The organism is Variovorax sp. GW821-FHT10B04 (assembly GCF_059415645.1).
Genome location: NZ_JBWKNQ010000004.1, coordinates 195,140 through 208,630 on the forward strand (window position 1 = coordinate 195,140; position 13,491 = coordinate 208,630).

The window sequence follows — 13,491 nt, forward strand, 5'->3', positions numbered from 1 at the left end:
CAATGGCACTTGCATGCGCGGTTGCATTCACCGCATTCGCAGCCAGCGGCGTCAACGCACAGGTCGTGACCGGTGCGGTCACCGGGAGCAATGGTGCGAATGGCGGGTTCGGCCTCAACAGGGGCGGCACCGGCGGAGCGGGTACGGCAGCGCGCCAGACCACGGCCGCAACCGTTCTCAACATTCAGGCGACCGGCAGCGTGACCGGCGGCAATGGCGGAAACGGTGGCCTCGGCATCGTGAACGGCGGCACGGGCGGCGCCGGCGGCACCGGCGTGATCGGCAGCGCCACGGGCGCGGACATACAGAACGCGGGATCGATCTCCGGCGGCAACGGCGGCACGGGCGGTTCCGCCGTCGCGCGTGGCGCAGGCGGTGCGGGCGGCACGGGTGCGGCCCTGACGGCACCGGTCACCTTGACCAACACGGGAACCATCACAGGCGGTGCAGGCGGCGCGGCCGGTGCACTGGTGACAGGCACGCCGGCCGTGGCTGCCGGCGGTGCCGGCGTGACGGCAACCGGTGGCGCCACGATCGTCAATGACGGCACGATCCGCGGCGGCCTCTCGGGCGACGGCGCCACGCGTGCCGATGCCGTGCGCTTCAGCGGCGGCGGCAACCGGCTCGAGCTTCGCGCCAACTCGGTCATCGACGGCAACGTCGTCGCCACCGCGGCGGGCGGCGACACGCTGGCGCTGGGCGGCACCACATCGGCCACCTTCGACACCGCCGCCATCGGGGCGGCGGCACAGTACCGCAACTTCACCGGCTACGAGAAGGTCGGTTCCAGCACCTGGACGTTGACCGGCGTCACGACCGCCGTCACGCCATGGAGCGTGCGGCAAGGCACGCTGTCGATCGCGGACGACGCGAGCCTCGGCGCCAGCTCGGGCGCGTTGACGCTCGATGGCGGCACGCTGCAGACGACGGCCGACATCAGCACGACGCGGGCCATCGCGCTGGGTGCCGGCAACGGCACGCTGGCGACGGCGGCGGGCACGACCTACACGGTCGACGGCGTCGTGTCGGGCACCGGCGGGCTGACGAAGACCGGCAGCGGCACCACGGTGCTGAACGGCACCAACACCTACGAAGGCGGAACCACGGTCGCGGCCGGCACGCTGGTCGGCGATGCGGGCAGTTTCGGCAGTGGCGCCATCGCGAACAACGCAGCGCTGGTGATCGACCAGGCCACCAACGGCACGCTGAACAACGCGCTGTCCGGCGCGGGCAGCTTCACCAAGACCGGTGCAGGCGACCTGCAACTGGCGGGCGCGACCAACCTGACCGGCGGCGCGACCGTGAGCGGCGGTGAATTGCAACTCGGCAGCAGCGGCAACGCCAGCGGCGTCATCACGGGCACGCGCGGCACCAACGGCACGGCGGGCCTCGGCAGCGGCGGCAATGCGACCGGCGGTGCCACGGGCGTGCTGCTCACCGGCACGGCGACCGGCCTCGACAACTTCGGCACCGTCACCGGCGGCGCTGGCGGCACGGGCGGCATTGGCGTCTTCGGCACGGGCGGCAACGGCGGCGCAGGCGGCGTCGGCGTGACGAGCAGCGTCACCGGCGCGGCCATCACCAACGCGGGCACGATCAGCGGCGGCGCCGGCGGCCAGGGTGGCTCGGCACTCGTCCGCGGCGCGGGTGGTGCCGGCGGCGCAGGCGCGACGCTGGCGACTGGCTCGACGCTCACCAACACCGGCACCATCGCCGGCGGGGCCGGCGGTGCAGCCGGCACTTTGCTGACCGGCACGCCGGCCGTTGCGGCCGGTGGCGTGGGCATCGTTGCGGTGGGTGGCGACACCATCGTCAACGACGGCACCATCCGCGGCGGCCTCTCGGGCAACGGAGCCACACGCGGCAATGCCATCACCCTGACGGGCGGCGGCAACCGGCTCGAGTTGCTGTCCAACTCGACCATCCAGGGCAATGTGGTGGCCACGGTGGCGGGCGGCGACACGCTGGCGCTGACCGGGTCGTCCGATGCGAGCTTCAACGCGGCGCTGATCGGCGACACGGCGCAGTACCGCAACTTCACCGGCTTCGAGAAGCTCGGCACCAGCACCTGGACGCTGACCGGGGCGACCACGGCACTCACGCCATGGTCGATCGAGGCAGGCACGCTGTCGATCGCCACCGATGCCAGCCTGGGCGCAAGCGCGGGCACGCTGACGATCGACGGCGGCACGCTGCGCACCACGGCCGACCTCACTTCCGCACGGGCTGTGACGGCGGGTGCCGCAGGCGCCACCGTGCAGACCGATGCGGCCACCACCGCGGTGTTCAACGGTGTCGTGAGCGGCAACGGCGCACTCGACAAGACCGGTGCCGGCACGCTGGTGCTCGCCGCCGCGAACACCTACACCGGCGGCACGACGATCACGGCCGGCACGCTGCAGCTCGGCAACGGCGGCACCAGCGGATCGATCGCAGGCAACGTCGCGAACAGCGGCACGCTGGCCTTCGATCGCTCCGACGCCGCGCTCTTCACGGGCGTGGTCTCAGGCACCGGTTCGGTCGAGCAGCGCGGCACCGGCACCACCGTGCTGACGGGCACCAACACCTACAGCGGCGGCACGACGGTTGCGGCCGGCACGCTGCAACTGGGCAACGGCGGCACGACCGGCTCCATCGCCGGCAACGTGGTCGACAACGGCACGCTGGCCTTCAATCGGTCGGACGCCGTCACCTTCGCAGGCGTCGTGTCCGGCACCGGCACGCTCGAACAGCGCGGCACCGGCACGACCACGCTGACGGGCGCCAACACCTACACGGGCGGGACGACGATCACGGCCGGCACGCTGCAGCTCGGCAATGGCGGCACCACAGGTTCCATCACGGGCAACGTCGCCACCAGCGGCACGCTGGCGTTCGACCGCTCGGACGCGGTGCGCTTCGACGGCACGATCTCCGGCACCGGCACCGTGGTGCAGATGGGCACGGGCAGCACCACGCTGGCCGCGACCAACAGCTACAGCGGCGGCACCACCGTGAGCGCGGGCACCTTGATCGGCAACAGCGGCAGCTTCGGCAGCGGCTCGATCACCGACAACGCGGCACTGGTGCTCGACCAGAGCGGCTCCGGCAGCATGGCGAACGTCCTGCTGGGAACCGGCCAGATCACGAAGCAGGGCTCGGGCAGCCTGAACCTCACGGGCAACAGCAGCGCCTTCGCCGGCAACACCGTGATCGCCGGCGGCACGCTAGCGGTCAACGGCTCGCTCGGCGGCCTGCTGACGGTGGCCAACGGCGGCACGCTGAAAGGCACCGGCACCGTGGGCAGCACGCTGGTGCAATCGGGCGGCACCGTGGCACCGGGCAACAGCATCGGCACGCTGAACGTGGCAGGCAACATCGTCTTCGCGGCGGGTTCGACCTACCAGGTCGAGGCCGCGGGCGACGGCCGCGCCGACCAGATCCGTGCCACCGGCACGGCGACGCTGCAAGGCGGCACGGTGTCGGTGCTGGCCACGGGCACATGGCAGCCGACCACCAGCTACACCATCGTCGCGGCCAATGGCGGCGTGCTGGGCCAGTTCAGCGGCGCGACCACCGACATGGCTTTCCTCGAGCCCTTCCTGACCTACGGCCCGCAGACCGTGACGCTGCGGCTGCAGCGCAACGACGTCACCTTCGCCGACGTCGCGCAGACCCGCAACCAGATCGCCGCTGCCGGCGCCGTCGCGGCACTGCACACCGGCACGCTGTACAGCGCCGTGGTGCAGCTGAACGCGGCCGATGCCCGAGCGGCCTTCGACGGCCTGTCGGGCGAGGTCCATGCATCGGTCAAGTCGACCGCCATCGAGGACAGCCGCTTCGTGCGCGATGCCGGACTGACGCGCCTGCGCCAGGCCGGCGACCAGCCGGACGGCAACCGCGGCGGCCTGTGGGCGCATGGTTTCGGCGCGTGGGGCGATACCGGCGGCGACGGCAATGCGTCGTCCACCACCCGCTCCACCAGCGGCATCCTGATCGGGGCCGACACCCGGGTCGGCGACGCCTGGAACGTGGGCGTGCTCGGCGGCTACAGCCGCAACCGCGTGACACTGGACAACCGCGCGTCTTCGGCCACCAGCGACACCTACCATGCGGGCGTCTATGGCGGCACGCAATGGGGCGCTCTCGGCCTGCGCCTGGGCGCGGCCTACAGCGTGGGTGACGCCGACACGCAGCGCGACGTCGCCTTCACCGGCTTCAGCGACAGCACGCGTGCCAGCTACGACCTCAAGACCGCGCAGGTGTTCGGTGAACTCGGCTGGCGCATCCCGACGGCGTCCGGTTCGCTCGAGCCCTTCGTGGGACTGGCCCACGTGAACCTGCGCACCGACGGCTTCGCCGAAAGCGGCGGTGTCGCGGCGCTCAACGCGGGCAAGAGCACCGACAACACCACGTTCAGCACCCTGGGCCTGCGCGGCGTGACCACCGTGGACACGGGCACGCAGACCACGCTCAAGGGCCTGCTCGGCTGGCGGCATGCGTTCGGCGACACCGACATGACCCGCACGGTGGCGCTCGCCGGCCAACCCGGCTTCACGGTGGCCGGTGTGCCGATCGCCAAGAACACGCTGGTGGTCGAGGGCGGTATCGACGTCGCCTTCCGTCCCAACCTCACGCTGGGCCTGTCCTATGTGGGTCAGGTCGGCAGCGGCGTCACCGACAGGGGCGTGAAGGCCGATCTGCTCTGGAAGTTCTGATGCCGAAGGGCTCCGGCCCTGCCACCGCTCCATGAAAACCGCGCCCTCCGGCGCGGTTTTTTTTTGGTGCGCACCCGCCTGGGGTTTTCCCGGATGCCGAGGGAAAGACCCGGACCTAGACTCTTCACATTCCATTAAATAGCATGTAATTCCGTTAAACGGAATAGCGAATGACAGACTTCTTTCTCCCAGGCACGCACCGGGCCGCCAGCGATGGGGCGGTTCTCCAGTACCTGGAACGACCGGCCACCGGGCCTTCGGCCGGCACCGCGGTGCTGCTGCCGTCGCTGTTCTTCGGCGCACGCATGTTCGAGCAGGTCGCTCGTCGCCTGCCGTCCGAATGGCGCCTGATCTGCCCGGACCACCGGGGCCAGTGCGGCAGCGCGTCGGGCTCGCTGGCGCCCACCATGGCCCGGCTGGCCGCCGACACGGCGGAGATCATCGAATCGCTCGGAGACGGGCCGGTCCATCTGGTCGGCAGTTCGATGGGCGGCTACGTGGCGCTCGAACTGGCCCGCCAGCGTCCCGACCTGCTGCGCAGCTGCGTGCTGTCGTGCTGCACCTCGGAGGCCGAACAGCAGCCCGAGCGCTTCGCCGCGCTGGAAGCCGCATTGCGCGACGGCGGCGCTGCCCGCCTGGTCGACGGACTGGTCGCCACCATGTTCGGCGCGCGCTTCGCCGAATCCGGCGGCGCGGCGCTGGACGCCTGGCGCGCGCACTTCGCCGCGCTGGACGACCGCATTCCCGATGCCGTGCACGAGGTGTTCGCACGCCCGGGCTATGTCGACACGCTGCCGCAGCTGCGCACGCCCCTGCTGCTCGTGAGCGGCGCGCTCGACAACGCCAAGAAGCCGGCCGACATGCAATTCATCGCCGACCGTGTGCCGCGCAGCCGCCACATCGTCATGGCGGCATCGGGCCACACGCCGCCCATCGAAGAGGCGACGCCGTTCGCCGACGCGCTGGCCGCGTTCTGGAGCGCCACCGTATTCCCCCCATCAGACAAAGCATCCAACCACATGACCACTGAAACCGCCTCCCTCACGTCGGGGTCCGGCTTTGCTGCCGACGCCCTGCCGTACCGCGACCTGGCGACCCCGGAACACCTGCCGTTCGAGATCCAGGACGGCACCGTGCGACTGCGCGGCAGCGTGTCGCGCTCGTCCGGCAGCCGTGCCTTTCCGGCCCGCGCCGTGTGCCCCGAGACCGGCGCGCGCGACATGGAGCCGATGACCTTCGGCCCGCGCGGCACGCTCTACAGCTACTCGACCGTGCACGTGTCCTCGTCGCGTCCCACGCCCTACACCATCGGCTACGTCGACTTCGACAACGGCGTGCGCGTCCTGGCGCTGGTCGAGGCCGATGGCCGCCCGCTGGCTTGCGACATCCCCGTCGAACTGCGCGCCGACGGCGAAAGCTGGTTCGTCTCCCCCATCGACGCACAAGGAGCAGCCGCATGAGCGAAGCCTTCATCGTCGGTGCCGCCATGATCCCCATGGCCAAGCACCGTGAATCGAGCTATTCCGGCCTGGCGCTGCCGGCTGTCCTCAACGCGCTCGCCTCCGCCGGGCTCAAGCCGTCCGACGTGCAGTCGGTGGTCTGCGGCCATGCGTTCGGCGGCATGCTGACCGGCCAGCGCATCGTCAAGGAAATGGGCATCAGCACGGTGCCGGTGACCAACGTCGACAACGCGTGCTCCGGCGGCGCGACCGCGCTGCACCTGGCATGGAAGGACATCCAGGCCGGCCGCCACGAGATCGTGCTCGTCATCGGCGTCGACAAGCTCACCCAGTTCGGTGGCGGCACCCTGCCGCTGGTGCTGGAAGACCCCGAAGTCCAGCAAGGCATGGTGATGCCGGCGCTCTACGCCATGCGCGCACGCCGCTACCTGCATGAGCGCGGCGCCCAGCCGTCGGACCTGGCGGAAGTCAGCGTCAAGGCACGCCGCCATGGCGCGAAGAACCCCTACGCCCAGTTCCGCAAGGAAGTCACGGTCGAGGAAGTCCTCGCCTCCCGCTACATCTGCGAGCCGCTCACGCTGCTGCAGTGCTGCCCGACCGGCGACGGCGCCGCCGCGGTGCTCGTGGTGTCGGACGCGGTGCGCAAGCGCCTCGGCCTGCCCGCGGTGCGCGTCGCCGCGTCGATCCTGCATTCGGGTTCGATGACGACCGGCTTCCGCGACATGCTGCGCCCCGAGATCACCTACCACTCGGCCGCCGACGCGTACGAGGCGGCCGGCATCGGCGCGGCCGATGTCGACGTGGTCGAACTGCACGACGCCTTCACCATTGCCGAACTGGTCTATTACGAAGCGCTCGGCCTGTGCAAGCCCGGCGAATCGGCCGACTACCTGAAGGCCGGCAAGACGACCTACGGCGGCGACGTGGTGGTCAACCCGAGCGGCGGCCTGCTGTCGAAGGGCCACCCGGTGGGCTGCAGCGGCGTGGCGCAGGCGGTCGAGATGTACTGGCAGCTCACCGGCACGGCCGGCGCTCGCCAGGTCGAAGACGCCCGGATCGGCCTGTCGCACGTGACCGGCGGCGGCATTGCCGGTCTCGACCACGGTGCATGCACCGTCCACCTCTTCGAACGCACGCTGTGAGCACGCAGGTGACGCCCTCCGCAACGACCTCGCCCGACGCCGGTTCGGGTGCCGGCACGGGCACGGTGAGCCGCGCGCTGGCGCTGCTCACCCTGCTGGCCGACGCCGGCGGCCGCGTCACCGTGAAGCACGTGGGCGACGTCATGCAGGTGCCGCCTTCGACTGCGCACCGCCTGCTGCAGCTCCTGCGCAAGGAAGGCTTCGTCGATGCGGCGCCCGGCGGCCAGTACGGCGTCGGCCCGCAGTTCTATCGCGTGGCGGCCCGCGTGGTGGGCGGCATGTCGCCGGCCACCGTTGCGCAGCCCGTCATCGAGAGCATCGCCGAGACCTTCAACGAGACGGTCGTCTTCGGTCTCTACCTGCCGACCGAGGGAACCCTGACCTTCGCCGCACGCGCCGACGGCCAGCAGAAGCTCAAGTACCAGATCGACATGCACAAGCCGCTCTCGCTGGTCTGGGGCGCGTCGGGCAAGTCGGTGCTGGCCTTCCTGCCGGACGACGTCGTGGCGACCATCCTCGCTGCCGAAGGCCCGTCGCCGGCCACCGGCGCGCCACCGCCCGATGCGCAGCAGCTCGCCGCGGAACTGGCCGGCATCCGCAGCCAGGGCTGGGCCTTGAGCGAGAGCGAAAAGCTGCCGGACGCGCGCGGCATCGCCGCACCGGTGTACGGCCCCGCCGGCGTGATCGGCTGCATCTGCCTCACTTCTCCCAAGGCGCGCATGCCGCACGCCAGTACCGACGCCATCGGCCAGGAGGTCGCGAAGCGCGCCAAGGCGCTCTCGCACGATCTCGGAGCCGTCTTCAAATGAACGCACCCGCATCCTCTTCCCGTCCCCAGCCGCTGGCCGGCTACCGCATCCTCGACCTGACGACCTTCCTGTCCGGTCCTTTCTGCACGCAGATCCTCGCCGACCTCGGTGCAGAGGTGGTCAAGGTCGAAGCGCCCGAAGGCGACTCGAGCCGCGCCATTCCGCCCCACTTCGTCGGCGACGACAGCGCCTATTACCTGGGCATCAACCGCAACAAGCGCAGCATCGCGGTGGACATGAAGCAGCCCGACGGCCTGACATTGGTCAAGCAGCTGATCGGACAGTCCGACGTGGTCGTCGAGAACTACCGCCCCGGTGTCGCGACGCGCATCGGGCTCGACATCGACGCCCTGCGCGCGGCGCACCCGTCGCTCATCTGGGCCTCGGTGAGCGGCTTCGGCCAGACCGGCCCGTGGCGCGACAAGCCGGCGTACGACATGATCGTCCAGGCACTCTCGGGCGTGATGAGCCTCACCGGCGAGCCCGGCCGCCCGGCCGTCCGCCTGGGCATTCCGGCGGGCGACATGGTGGCCGGCATGTACGCGGCCATCGCCATCAATGCGGCGCTGGCCGACCGCGAGCGCAGCCGCCAGACCTCGGGCCACGGCGAAGGCCGCGTCATCGACGTGTCGATGCTGGACTGCCAGCTCGCCATGCTGTCCTACCAGAGCACCTATGCGCTGGTGGCCGGCACCACGCCGCACCCCCAGGGCGCGCGCCACGACTCGATTCCGACCTACCGCTCCTTCGTGGCGGGCGACGGCCGCGAGCTGGTCGTCACGGCCAACACCGAGCGCATGTGGAAGGGCCTGTGCGAAGCGCTCGGCCTGTCCGGACTCATCGCCGACGCGCGCTTCGCCACCGGCGGCCAGCGCCTGAAGAACCGCGAAACGCTCTGGCCCCTGCTCGAACAGGCCTTCCTGGCCAAGCCGGCAGCGGACTGGATCGAACCGCTGCAGGTCCAGGGCGTGCCGGTCGCGCTGATCAAGAACGTGCCCGAAGCCCTGCAGGACGCGCGGGAGTCGGGCCGCGGCATGATCCTCGCGCTCGACAGCGACCGCGGCGAGCACATCGAGGTGGTCGGCAACCCGATCCGCTTCACCGGCGAAGCCGAACGCGACGCCAGCTATCCGCCGAGGCTCGGCGAAGACGCCGCACGCGTGCTGGGCGACTGGCTGGGCACGAGCGCCGACGACGTCGCAGGACTGATGTCGCGCGGCGTGCTCGCCCAACGCAAGGTGGCGGTCGCCTGATGACCGCCTCCGGCAGCACCACCGTGGCCTCCGTGGACTCGCGCATGCACGTCGTCCGCAGCGGCAACGCCGTGCACGGCCAGGTCCTGGCGCTGCATTCGCTCGGGCACGATGCGCGGGCGTTCGATGCGCTGCGCGAGCGCCTCGGCGACGGCTGGCAGATCGTGTCCTTCGACCAGCGCGGCCATGGCCACCGCACGTCGCAGGCCTGCGACGCGCTCGACGGCTATGTCGACGATGCCGCCGCCGTGCTGGACGCCTGCGCCGCGGGGCCGGCGCACCTGCTGGGCCATTCCATGGGCGGCGCCGTCGCGGCGTTGCTGGCGGCCCGGACGGCGCGCAGCCAGCCTGGGCGCATCGCGTCGCTGGCGCTCGTCTCGTCGCCGGCGGCGGGCCATCCCGCCTTTCTGCAGCGTGCCGCCGATGCACGCGGTGCAGGCACGGAAGCCAGCATCGATCCGACGATGGCCCGCTGGTTCGGCGAAGCCGGCCGCCTGGCCGACGCCTGGCCGCAACGCCATGCACGCGCGGCGCTGGCCGCCATGCAGGCCGACGGTCTCGCCGGCGCCTGGACCGCGCTCGCGGGGTTTGCGGGCTATCCGTCCATCGTGCAAAGCCTGCCTGCGACCGTCTGCATCACGGCGCAGGACGACCTGTCGACACCGCCCCGGGTCATGCAGCCGATCGTCGACGCGTTCGTGCGGGCCGGACGCGCCGCGGACGTGGCGCTGCAGGTCCTGCCGAGCGGTGGCCACATGGCGCCGCTGTTCGCCGCGCCCGAACTGGTCGCCGCACTCCGACACCACTGGCTGGCCCATGCCGCCGGTGGCGACACCCCTTCTTTCACGGACACAGAATGAGTACTTCCCATCCATCGCCCACCGCACCGGCAGCCACCGGCCGTGTCGCGGTCGTCACCGGCGGCGCCGCCGGCATCGGACAGGCCGTCGTCGGCGTGTTGCTGAGCCAGGGCTGGACCGTGGCCTCCGTCGACCTCGGTGTCGAGGGCGTGCCGGCCGGTGCGACCGCGCTCGTCGCCGATGTGCGCGACCAGTCGGCGCTCGACAGCGCGATCGGCGGCTTCGGCGAGGCGCACGGCCGCATCGACGTGCTGGTCAACAACGCCGGCGTGAGCTTCGTCGGGTCGATCGAGGACGGCAGCGAGGCCGACTGGCACCGCATCTACGACATCAACGTGGTCGGCCAGATGCGCGCGACCCGCGCGGCGCTGCCCTGGCTGCGGCGCTCGGGCGATGCGGCGATCGTCAACATGTCGTCGTGCACCGCCGTCAACGGGCTGCCGCAGCGCGCGCTGTACTCGGCCACCAAAGGCGCCGTGCAGTCGATGACCATGGCCATGGCGGCCGACCTGGTCACCGAAGGGATCCGCGTCAACTGCGTGAGCCCCGGAACGGTCGACACGCCCTTCATGGCCGAGCTGGCCGCCCGCGACGCGGACCCTGCCGCCAAGCGCGCCTCGTTCGAAGCCAGGCAGCCGACCGGCCGCATGGTGTCGCCGCAGGAAGTCGGCGAGGCCGTCCTCTACCTGGCCCGCGCCGGTGCGCATTCGAGCGTCGGCAGCGTGATCAACCTGGATGGCGGCATGACCGCGCTGCGGATGCCGCGCTGACCCGGCGCACGGCACCGCCCACACCTTTCACACCCAACACCTTCCTCAACACAAGAAAGCATTCGTCATGGACTTCAAGAACAAGGTCATCATCATCACCGGCTCCGGCCAGGGCATCGGCCGCGCGTACGCACTCGAATTCGCCAAGGCCGGCGGCTCGGTCGTCGTCGCCGATCTGAACGAAGAGCAGGCCAACAAGGTCGCGGCCGAAGTCGTTGCCGCCGACGGCAAGGCGATCGCCGTGAAGGTCGACGTCGCGAACAAGGCCAGCGCCCAGGCGATGGTCGACAAGGCAATCGAGGCCTTCGGCCGCGTCGACGTGCTGATCAACAACGCCGCCATCTTCTCGACCCTCAAGATGAAGCCCTTCGAGGAGATCGACGGCGACGAGTGGGACCGCGTGATGGCCGTGAACGCCCGCGGCGTGTTCTTCTGCGCCCAGGCGGCGGCCAAGCCGATGCGCGCGCAGGGCAGCGGCAAGATCGTGAACATCTCGTCGTCGGTCGTCGTGACCGGGCGCGCCAACTACGCGCACTACGTGGCATCGAAGGGCGCCGTGGTCGCGCTGACCCGCGCACTGGCCACCGAACTCGGCGACGCGGGCATCAACGTCAACGCCATCAGCCCGCACGGCATCGTGACCGAAGTGCCGCGCGACACGATCAAGCCCGAGCAGTGGGACGCGATCCTCGCGGCCCAGGCACTCAAGCGCAAGGGCGACGTGAGCGACATGATCGGCGCGACCATGTTCCTCGCGTCCGACGCCAGCAAGTACATCACCGGCCAGACGCTGAACGTCGACGCCGGGCTGCGCTTCAACTGATCCGGAACCCATCAGGAGACAACAGATGAGCAACACGCACACGGCACAGATCCAGCGCGAGACCGCCCGGCGCCATCGCATCGCGGTGATCGACGGCCCGAACATGTCCAACCTCGGCGCACGCAGCAAGAAGGTCTACGGAAAGATCGGTTCGCTCGACGAACTGAAGGCCTACGTCGCCGGCTTCGGCGAGCGGCTCGGCGTCGACGTCGAAGCCTTCTCGTCCAACCACCAGGGCGACATCCTGGAATACATCCACGCGTCGGCCGAACGCGTGGACGGCTACATCATCAATCCGGCCGGCCTCACCACGGTCGGCGAAGGCGTGCGCCATGCCCTCGAGGACACCGGCCGCCCCGTGATCGAAGTGCACTTCGCCAACATCAGCGCCGGTGCCGGCGGGTCCCGCGGCCTCGGCGGCGGCAGCATCCGGTCGAGCTTCACCCACACGGCCACCGGCATGTGCATGGGCATGCGCCAGTACAGCTACATCGGCGCGCTCACGGCCATGGTGCTGGCACTGGACGACGACGGCTTCCTCGGCCAGGCGGCCAGCGCGGCCTGACCTGACCTGAACTGACCCGTTCACCGAGTGCCGCCCGCCGATCCGGGCGGCACATCTAACCCCCTGCGTGTTTGCAGTCCTGGAGAAATCAATCATGAGACAACTGAATCGTCGCCACATCCTTTCCGGCTCCGCCGCCCTCGCCGGCACCGTGCTGCTGCCCCGCTTCGCGCAGGCCGCCGAGTACGAATTCAAGATCGCGAGCGACACGCCCGCAACCCACCCCTGCAACGTGCGCACGCTGGAAGCCGCGGCGCGCATCAAGGAAGAAACCGGCGGTCGCGTCGACATCAAGCTCTTCCCGAACAACCAGCTCGGCGGCGGCCCCGACATGCTGAACCAGCTGCGCTCCGGTGCGCTCGACTTCTTCATGTACTCCACGCAGCTGGTCGCGCCGCTGGTTCCGGCCTCGGCGCTGCCGGGTGTGGGCTTCGCCTTCAAGGACACGGCCACCGCGCTCAAGGCGCTCGACGGCGACGTCGGCGCCTACCTGCGCAAGCAGATCGAGAAGGCCGGCCTGATCACCATGCCCCACATCTGGACCAGCGGCTTCCGGCAGGTCACGAGCAGCACCGGCCCGATCCGCACGCCCGCCGACTTCGACAACTTCAAGATCCGCGTGCCGGCGAGCCCGATGTGGGTGTCGCTCTTCAAGGGCTTCGGTGCGAGCCCGACCGCGATCAACTTCGCGGAGCTCTACACGTCGCTGCAGACCAAGGTGGTGAACGGCCAGGAGAACCCGCTGGTGATCCTCGAGACCAACCGCCTCTATGAAGTCCAGCAGTTCTGCACGCTGACGAACCACATGTGGGACGGCTACTGGGTGCTCGGCAACCGCCGCTCGTTCGGTCGCATGCCGGCCGACGTGCAGGCCATCGTGACCAAGCACTTCGACCGTTCCGCACTCGACCAGCGCGAGGACATGGCCAAGCAGGACAGCATGCTGCGCCAGAGCCTGAGCGCCAAGGGCATGAAGTTCAACGAGATCGACGTGACGCCGTTCCGCGAGAAGCTCAAGCAGGCCGGCTACTACGCCGACTGGAAGGAGAAGTTCGGCGCCGAAGCCTGGACGCTGCTCGAGAAGTACGCCGGCAACCTGAGCTGAGTACAGC

The 13,491-nt window shown here is 70.2% G+C and carries 10 protein-coding genes; all 10 read left to right on the forward strand.

Annotation, left to right across the window (positions count from 1 at the left end; translation table 11 throughout):
* Window positions 1-2 precede the first annotated feature (2 nt).
* The 10 genes from AC07PZ_RS12210 (at window position 3) to AC07PZ_RS12255 (ending at window position 13,484) form a co-directional block, all read left to right on the forward strand.
* Entirely contained in the window at window positions 3-4,697 is a 4,695-nt protein-coding gene (locus AC07PZ_RS12210; protein WP_495295692.1) for an autotransporter domain-containing protein, read from the forward strand.
* Window positions 4,698-4,867: 170 nt separating this feature from the next.
* Window positions 4,868-6,157, forward strand: a complete 1,290-nt coding sequence (locus AC07PZ_RS12215; protein WP_495295353.1) for an alpha/beta fold hydrolase — start codon at window positions 4,868-4,870, stop codon at window positions 6,155-6,157.
* Window positions 6,154-7,299 (forward strand): thiolase family protein, encoded by a 1,146-nt coding sequence (locus AC07PZ_RS12220; protein WP_495295354.1) that lies wholly within the window; start codon window positions 6,154-6,156, stop codon window positions 7,297-7,299. Before AC07PZ_RS12215 ends, AC07PZ_RS12220 begins: the two co-directional genes overlap by 4 nt.
* A gap of 8 nt (window positions 7,300-7,307) precedes the next feature.
* Window positions 7,308-8,108 (forward strand): IclR family transcriptional regulator, encoded by an 801-nt coding sequence (locus AC07PZ_RS12225; RefSeq protein WP_495295355.1) that lies wholly within the window; start codon window positions 7,308-7,310, stop codon window positions 8,106-8,108.
* Complete coding sequence (locus AC07PZ_RS12230) at window positions 8,105-9,361, forward strand: CaiB/BaiF CoA transferase family protein (protein ID WP_495295356.1); 1,257 nt, start codon at window positions 8,105-8,107, stop codon at window positions 9,359-9,361. The genes AC07PZ_RS12225 and AC07PZ_RS12230 overlap by 4 nt, the downstream gene beginning before the upstream one ends.
* Window positions 9,361-10,221, forward strand: a complete 861-nt coding sequence (locus AC07PZ_RS12235; RefSeq protein ID WP_495295357.1) for an alpha/beta fold hydrolase — start codon at window positions 9,361-9,363, stop codon at window positions 10,219-10,221. The genes AC07PZ_RS12230 and AC07PZ_RS12235 overlap by 1 nt, the downstream gene beginning before the upstream one ends.
* Entirely contained in the window at window positions 10,218-10,991 is a 774-nt protein-coding gene (locus AC07PZ_RS12240; protein ID WP_495295358.1) for an SDR family NAD(P)-dependent oxidoreductase, read from the forward strand. The genes AC07PZ_RS12235 and AC07PZ_RS12240 overlap by 4 nt, the downstream gene beginning before the upstream one ends.
* A 67-nt stretch (window positions 10,992-11,058) precedes the next feature.
* Complete coding sequence (locus tag AC07PZ_RS12245; protein ID WP_495295359.1) at window positions 11,059-11,814, forward strand: SDR family NAD(P)-dependent oxidoreductase; 756 nt, start codon at window positions 11,059-11,061, stop codon at window positions 11,812-11,814.
* 25 nt (window positions 11,815-11,839) lie between these two features.
* On the forward strand, window positions 11,840-12,379 hold the full coding sequence (locus AC07PZ_RS12250) for a type II 3-dehydroquinate dehydratase (RefSeq protein ID WP_495295360.1): 540 nt from the start codon (window positions 11,840-11,842) through the stop codon (window positions 12,377-12,379).
* A gap of 94 nt (window positions 12,380-12,473) precedes the next feature.
* The gene (locus AC07PZ_RS12255) at window positions 12,474-13,484 is read left to right on the forward strand and encodes a TRAP transporter substrate-binding protein (RefSeq protein WP_495295361.1); all 1,011 of its coding nucleotides are present in this window, start codon (window positions 12,474-12,476) and stop codon (window positions 13,482-13,484) included.
* Window positions 13,485-13,491 lie beyond the last annotated feature (7 nt).

Bases quoted from the DNA above. Each gene is read 5' to 3' on its own strand.
- AC07PZ_RS12215 (WP_495295353.1), top strand. From the start codon at position 4,868: ATGACAGACTTCTTTCTCCCAGGCACGCACCGGGCCGCCAGCGATGGG.
- AC07PZ_RS12230 (WP_495295356.1), top strand. From the start codon at position 8,105: ATGAACGCACCCGCATCCTCTTCCCGTCCCCAGCCGCTGGCCGGCTAC.
- AC07PZ_RS12235 (WP_495295357.1), top strand. From the start codon at position 9,361: ATGACCGCCTCCGGCAGCACCACCGTGGCCTCCGTGGACTCGCGCATG.
- AC07PZ_RS12240 (WP_495295358.1), top strand. From the start codon at position 10,218: ATGAGTACTTCCCATCCATCGCCCACCGCACCGGCAGCCACCGGCCGT.
- AC07PZ_RS12210 (WP_495295692.1), top strand. From the start codon at position 3: ATGGCACTTGCATGCGCGGTTGCATTCACCGCATTCGCAGCCAGCGGC.
- AC07PZ_RS12250 (WP_495295360.1), top strand. From the start codon at position 11,840: ATGAGCAACACGCACACGGCACAGATCCAGCGCGAGACCGCCCGGCGC.
- AC07PZ_RS12220 (WP_495295354.1), top strand. From the start codon at position 6,154: ATGAGCGAAGCCTTCATCGTCGGTGCCGCCATGATCCCCATGGCCAAG.
- AC07PZ_RS12255 (WP_495295361.1), top strand. From the start codon at position 12,474: ATGAGACAACTGAATCGTCGCCACATCCTTTCCGGCTCCGCCGCCCTC.
- AC07PZ_RS12245 (WP_495295359.1), top strand. From the start codon at position 11,059: ATGGACTTCAAGAACAAGGTCATCATCATCACCGGCTCCGGCCAGGGC.